The following is a 6,398-nucleotide window of genomic DNA, read 5'->3' on the forward strand; positions in this document are numbered from 1 at the left end:
GAGATGGAACACATTCGCCGAAAAATGCGTATCGTCCTGAAATAGGTTGACTAAAAAATTAATCAATTTTAGTAATCTATGGAAGAATCAAAAAAAGAATCCTGTCAAAAAAAGTCGTACCAAAAAGTTGGCTTTGAACTCAAACTTTTCGTCATTGACCAAATTCATAATGGACAGATATCCATTAACCATGCTTCTAAAAAGTATGGTATCTCTAGAAGTTCTATTCATTATTGGATTAAAAAATACAGTACCTTAGAACAAATTAAAACAGGTATGAGCAAGAAAGACGAAATTAAAAAACTTAAAGAGAGAATAGAAGAACTTGAGTTTGTAAAAGACTTTCAACAAGACATCATCGCTGATATGGAACTTATTACTGGGGTAGATATGTCAAAAAAGTCATTGCCCAAAACATTAGCAGACGAGATTCAAAAAAAGAAGCAAGACCGTTTAAAAGAAAATGGTTAGCACAATGTTTTGGGATAAGTAAACAAGCTTTCTACAAAAGGCTTCAATCTCAAAAAAGGAAGGATAACAACGAAGAGAGCATCGTACAATTGATCAAAGATTGCCGTAACCTGGTTGGACATAAAACGGGTGGCAGAAAACTCTATGATCATTTGAAAGAAGAACTTAATAAACGCAATATCAAAATAGGTAGGGATAAGTTTTTTACTGTTCTCAGATCCCATAAACTACTGGTAAGGAAAACAAAACAGTTCCATATAACCACCAATTCTAAACATCACTTTTACAAGTATAGAAATCTAGTAAAGGATAAAGTACCAACAAGACCAGAACAGCTATGGGTAAGCGATATTACCTACATTAAAACACAAAACGGACACAACTATTTAGCACTAGTAACAGACGCTTATTCCAAGAAAATAATGGGATACAAACTCGATAATCATATGAAAACCGAACTCTGTTTAGAAGCATTGAAAATGGCTATAAAGAACAGAAAATATCCCGATCAAAAACTCATTCATCATTCAGATAGAGGGTTTCAATACTGCAATCCAGCCTATTCAAAATTTGCAGAAGAAAATAGCATAACACTCAGTATGACTGAACAATACGATCCCTATGAAAATGCCGTAGCAGAACGAATAAATAAAACACTTAAATACGAATACGGACTAAAACAAACTATTAAAGACACAAAATTAGCTCAGAAAATGACAAAAAAAGCTATCTTTATTTATAACAACCTAAGAACCCATTGGAGCCTAAATTTAAACACACCAATGCAAGTACATTTAAATAAAAATACCACATACAAATCGTATCGAAAAAACAAAAAACAACTGGAATTTTTAACCATTTAAAACACAAAAAATGATCAACCTATTTCAGGACAAGACAAAACTCATCCTGACAATATTATTTTTGAATTCAATAATCGGATTTTCACAAAATGAAAAATCGAATGAAATTGTAATTAAGGGAATTGTATTGTCGGAAGTCAATGGAAAACCACTCGAAAATGTTTATGTGAGTTATAAATCGAGATATCGATATTCATCCACAGATGAAAATGGAAAATTTGAATATAAATACAGTATTCGAGAAAAAGATAGTTTAGAAACTATAGAATTGACTGCATTGGGTTATGAAAATATTGATACAATAATTCGAGTTGATAAACCGAAAGAATACGTATTTGAATTTGTTATGAGACCAAGATTTGGGCTCAACCGAGAAAAAGCACTTACCGACATCAAAAATGGAGAAATAAATATATTGGAATCTAGTGGAATCGCACCAGTATTTTATAAATCTGACTCGAAATTTGCGAAAAAATATAACGTCAATTTTGTTGAGTACGGTTGTGAAGCAATTGCAGAGGAAAGTCTCTATGAATATAACAGAACAGTTTTCGAGTATTTGGACAAAAAATATGGAAAGAAATGGAGGAAAAAGATTCGAAAAGACATTGTTGGACTTAATGAGGAAAATGAATAAAATACGTTGCACAACAATGTATAACCGCAATTACGGCGGATTCGACTACGTCCGAATCCACTCGGAATTGCTAAAGTCAGTGCTTAATCGAAAAATAGTAATTTAAAACCCGTAACTGACGGTTATACGAGACCGATGGCAACAAGCTGAAAAAAGAAAATTTATTACCAATTTGGTAACTTTTTTATTATATTTGCGACAAACAAGTATAATGTGAGAGTAATAGCGAAACGAACTTTACGAGACTTTTGGGAAAAACACGCTGACTGTGAAGAACAATTAAAGTCTTGGTTTAGAGAAACTGAAAAATCCGAATGGAAAAATATTAATGAATTAAAAAGCGAGTATCCAAGTGCGAGTATTTTAAAGGACAACCGAATTGTTTACAACATTAAAGGTAATAACTATAGATTGATTGTAAAATTCAACTTTGAATATCAAATATGCTGGATAAGATTCATCGGAACTCACGCAGAATATGACAAAATAGACGCAAATAATATCTGATTATGAAAATAACACCCATAAGAAACGAAAAAGACTATCAAAACGCTCTAAACAGACTTGAAGAGATTTTTGATGCAAAAAAAGGAACCGAACAAGGAGATGAATTGGAAATCCTTTCAATCTTAATTGACAGATATGAAAATGAAAACTTTCCAATTGGAATGCCTGACCCAATTGAGGCAATCAAATTCCGAATGGAGCAAATGGGAATGAGACAAAAGGATTTAGCTGAAGTTGTTGGATTTAAAAGTAGAGTTAGCGAAATTTTAAGTAAAAAACGTAAACTGACTTTAGGAATGATAAGAAAACTGAATTCAACACTTCACATTCCGACTGAAGTGTTAGTTCAAGATTATTAATAAAAAAGCCAGTTGCCAACAATAGCTATAAGTAATTGCTTGTTCTCGCCTACTTCTGAAAATCCTCGCGGATTTTCAGTTTGGTGTGTACTTGCAAAAGTTAGTGCTAACCCACGCAACTACTCATAGCCGAGACCGATGGAACACATTCGCCGAAAAATGCGTATCGTCCTGAAATAGGTTGACTAAAAAATTAATCAATTTTAGTAATCTATGGAAGAATCAAAAAAAGAATCCTGTCAAAAAAAGTCGTACCAAAAAGTTGGCTTTGAACTCAAACTTTTCGTCATTGACCAAATTCATAATGGACAGATATCCATTAACCATGCTTCTAAAAAGTATGGTATCTCTAGAAGTTCTATTCATTATTGGATTAAAAAATACAGTACCTTAGAACAAATTAAAACAGGTATGAGCAAGAAAGACGAAATTAAAAAACTTAAAGAGAGAATAGAAGAACTTGAGTTTGTAAAAGACTTTCAACAAGACATCATCGCTGATATGGAACTTATTACTGGGGTAGATATGTCAAAAAAGTCATTGCCCAAAACATTAGCAGACGAGATTCAAAAAAAGAAGCAAGACCGTTTAAAAGAAAATGGTTAGCACAATGTTTTGGGATAAGTAAACAAGCTTTCTACAAAAGGCTTCAATCTAAAAAACCAATCATTCTTCTGATATTTCTCGCATCGTTCTCCTTAATTTCCGCCCAGACCCTGATAACCTGCCAGACCTGCAATGGATTCGGGACTGTGAGCAGCCGGGAGCGGATCCCAGTCAGAAAAGACATCACCTACCGATATGTAGGTTCATTGACAAAGACCTATGAGTATGTTCATTATGATACCCGACATGTACAACGCACCTGCTATGCCTGCAAAGGAAGCGGGAAGGTAATACTGCAGCCCAGCCCCCCACGACAAGCGGCAGCTAAACCATCGCCTCCGCCCACTCCTCCCCCCACCCTGAAGGACAATCTTCACAAACGCTTTGGCTTTGGCTACCAACTCACTAGCACCACGGTGGGGAGTGAGCGCCTTAGGGTAGTAACCTATAAGGCAAAACCTAAAGTTACGGCCTACGCCCTCATTCGCGTACAAGGCAGTCAGTTTGAGGTGATTCTGGAAAACTACGAAAGTATCTTCCTGCTCCGGAATGAATACGATGATTTCGACGGACTTTTTCTCGAGGACATGGCAGGCAAGTACGCCATGGCTGACGACAAAGGGCGTATTCATTATCTGTCCGATCATAGATTTGACAAGGTCAATGCGAGGGGTGATATCTGGCAAGGCACTGGCCGGAAGCGTAAAGTGGGGGACAAAGAGCATAGGGAATATGAGCTGATCAATTACAAAACCAGAGAACGGTTGAGCCCGGGGATCAGCCTGGATGATTATTGCGTCTGCAAAGAGCTCTGGACCCAGAAAGGGCTGATTGATGTAAAGCTGCCCCACGCCGTCCTGGGAGACCGCACAGCCCGAGGCCTCATGAACCGCGAGGGCGAGATCCTTGTTCCCCCGCTTTATGATCGGGTGTTGGATTGCGATCCCTCAAAGGGCATGGTACGCTTTATGGATGAAGAGGGCTATGTCTTTGACTTCGACCACCTGGGAAGGATGCTGACACCATCAAAGGAGTTATATACGGAGTCCTGCCCTGATGGTAGACGGCATATCTATACCAAGGCATTTTACCTCGACACGGACGCTGGTCGCTATAAGGAAGAAGATATAAAACTGGTAGATCGGGTGGTCATTCACCATCCTGACAACCCGGCAGTTGATGGGTTGGTTTTTCGGGAAGCCGGCTGCCCGGATGAGAACGGTTGGGCAACAGTCCTGCCCGTAGCCAGTGATATTCCCCTGTATCTCCATAGCAGTGGCAGGATCGCCTCCAGCCAAGAGAAGACCTTCGCTACCACAGAGATCGGAAAACTGCCAAGGGTCCCCTTTCAGCCGCCCAATGCCCGGGTGGCGGAAACCTGGTTCGTTGCCCAAAAGTCCGGTAGCCTGTTCGGTGGGCGGCTTGCCTACCGCAATAAGGAGGGGGAGCTGGTTTATCGCACGATTAAAACCGCCTATAAGCAAGTGGTGTCAAGGGCCCCAGAGCAAGTGCTGGTGCAGGCGAAAAATGGCCTATGGGGCATATTGGCAAAAACGGCTAGCCTGAAACCAAAATACGACGAGCTCTATCAGATTCGCCCATTGACCTACCTTGGGGTAGCCAAGGGCAAGATATTTTTGATCCACTTTGATCCCGATAAGCAGATGTTCAAGACAGAAGCAGCCAGTAAATTCTCCACGATGAAGCAAGGGACATTAAAAAAATTACTTAACTATAATCGGCAGGTTCCCCATATATGGGAGGAGTTAGGCAGACGGCTAAAAAATTATGGCATTTCTCCTAACGAGCCCATGTCCGGGCGGGAGATTATTATTGATCAGTCCACAGATCAACACCATAATCAACACCATCTGGCTTATTGGTTTAGCCAGAACAACCGTCACCACTTGTTTCTCGTAATGGGAATTGGGTCTTGGAACCTCGAATATTACCATTGCTTCCTACCTGATGGGACAACGGATGTGGCGGATGCCCTCTACCTGGACGAAAAAAAGGGGTATTTGTACATCCCCTACCGGGAGGGGGATGGGCCTTACCGTCTGATTGAGTTTCACAAGGAATATTTCAAGCGGCTTAAGGACTCGGCCTTTGAATTTGATGCCGTCTATGCCGTCCCGGTCCCAACCGATGATGGGCCACACACCCTAGTGTTTGAAACAGCCCAAGGCTATTTCACCCTGTCTAGGGGGAAATTGGGTCTAACCCGAAGAGGGGGAAGAAATAAAGAATTAAGCCTAAAATTATTGGGGGTAAAATAAAATGATTTGGTCGTCTTGCCCATACCCATAGTAATCACAAAAGCGCATGCCATAACTTTGACGGCTTAATTTTCCAATAAATTATAAACAGGCGGCTAAAAAATAGTCGCAATCTAGAAAGAGGATGCAGCATTGGCAAATATCGAGTATGTCGGATACGATTTGCATCAGGAAGGCACACGCTCATTTGCTGATGCCATAGATGAGAAAGAAGATGAAGTTATTGTATTGGGCAGCGTGGCATTTCTATCAAGAGAAGTGCGTGAGCGGGCAAATGAACAGTTTACCAAACACCTCATAATAGCCAAATTGATTGTGACACTTATCAATCCAGAAAATTTGATCTTTGATCCCGGCAGAAAGGGGTATCAGTATTTCAACCCCTCGTTCAGTCGTATATTAGTGAAGGTGGAAAGCCTACAAATCACTACTTCTAAAAAAAATAAAGCCAGCACACAACAACGGCTATGCTTCATTGCTATGAGCCAACTTCAGTAAAAAATTGTAATTTTAAAAATGGCTGATTTGCTGCGGCTAAAAATCTATTGATTTTCTGTCCGCAACGAAATCATAGCCGAGATCGATGGAACACATTCGCCGATGGCGAACTTTAATCTACGCTGCTTCGCAGACAATGCATCTTAAAGTAAATGTGTTCCATCTCAGGGTTAAACCA

Annotated in this window: 8 protein-coding genes; all 8 read left to right on the forward strand. The window is 39.6% G+C overall.

All coding sequences use genetic code 11. The features are described 5' to 3' along the window. Nucleotides 1-78 precede the first annotated feature (78 nt). Nucleotides 79-471 carry a helix-turn-helix domain-containing protein gene (locus DFQ02_RS14645; RefSeq protein ID WP_116525205.1) on the forward strand — a complete coding sequence of 131 codons (393 nt, stop codon included), beginning with the start codon at nt 79-81 and terminating at the stop codon, nt 469-471. Nucleotides 472-485: 14 nt separating this feature from the next. Then, nucleotides 486-1,334 (forward strand): IS3 family transposase, encoded by an 849-nt coding sequence (locus DFQ02_RS14650; protein WP_245940284.1) that lies wholly within the window; start codon nt 486-488, stop codon nt 1,332-1,334. 10 nt (nt 1,335-1,344) lie between these two features. Then, the gene (locus DFQ02_RS14655; protein WP_116525207.1) at nt 1,345-1,971 is read left to right on the forward strand and encodes an FEKKY domain-containing protein; all 627 of its coding nucleotides are present in this window, start codon (nt 1,345-1,347) and stop codon (nt 1,969-1,971) included. A 213-nt stretch (nt 1,972-2,184) separates the two neighbouring features. Beyond that, nucleotides 2,185-2,478, forward strand: a complete 294-nt coding sequence (locus tag DFQ02_RS14660) for a type II toxin-antitoxin system HigB family toxin (protein WP_072766088.1) — start codon at nt 2,185-2,187, stop codon at nt 2,476-2,478. Nucleotides 2,479-2,480: 2 nt separating this feature from the next. Further along, complete coding sequence (locus tag DFQ02_RS14665; protein ID WP_116525208.1) at nt 2,481-2,837, forward strand: helix-turn-helix domain-containing protein; 357 nt, start codon at nt 2,481-2,483, stop codon at nt 2,835-2,837. Between the two features lie 213 nt (nt 2,838-3,050). After that, nucleotides 3,051-3,443, forward strand: a complete 393-nt coding sequence (locus tag DFQ02_RS14670) for a helix-turn-helix domain-containing protein (protein WP_116525205.1) — start codon at nt 3,051-3,053, stop codon at nt 3,441-3,443. A 206-nt stretch (nt 3,444-3,649) separates the two neighbouring features. Next, on the forward strand, nt 3,650-5,722 hold the full coding sequence (locus tag DFQ02_RS14675; protein WP_147297791.1) for a hypothetical protein: 2,073 nt from the start codon (nt 3,650-3,652) through the stop codon (nt 5,720-5,722). A gap of 132 nt (nt 5,723-5,854) precedes the next feature. Further along, the gene (locus DFQ02_RS14680) at nt 5,855-6,220 is read left to right on the forward strand and encodes a DUF1428 family protein (protein ID WP_116525210.1); all 366 of its coding nucleotides are present in this window, start codon (nt 5,855-5,857) and stop codon (nt 6,218-6,220) included. Nucleotides 6,221-6,398 lie beyond the last annotated feature (178 nt).

This window comes from Seonamhaeicola aphaedonensis, from assembly GCF_003386195.1.
In the GTDB taxonomy this organism is placed as follows: Bacteria; Bacteroidota; Bacteroidia; order Flavobacteriales; family Flavobacteriaceae; genus Seonamhaeicola; species Seonamhaeicola aphaedonensis.

What these genes read in the sequence shown, in the direction of transcription:
- DFQ02_RS14645 (WP_116525205.1), top strand. Translation starts at nt 79, where the DNA reads ATGGAAGAATCAAAAAAAGAATCCTGTCAAAAAAAGTCGTACCAAAAA.
- DFQ02_RS14655 (WP_116525207.1), top strand. Translation starts at nt 1,345, where the DNA reads ATGATCAACCTATTTCAGGACAAGACAAAACTCATCCTGACAATATTA.
- DFQ02_RS14665 (WP_116525208.1), top strand. Translation starts at nt 2,481, where the DNA reads ATGAAAATAACACCCATAAGAAACGAAAAAGACTATCAAAACGCTCTA.
- DFQ02_RS14670 (WP_116525205.1), top strand. Translation starts at nt 3,051, where the DNA reads ATGGAAGAATCAAAAAAAGAATCCTGTCAAAAAAAGTCGTACCAAAAA.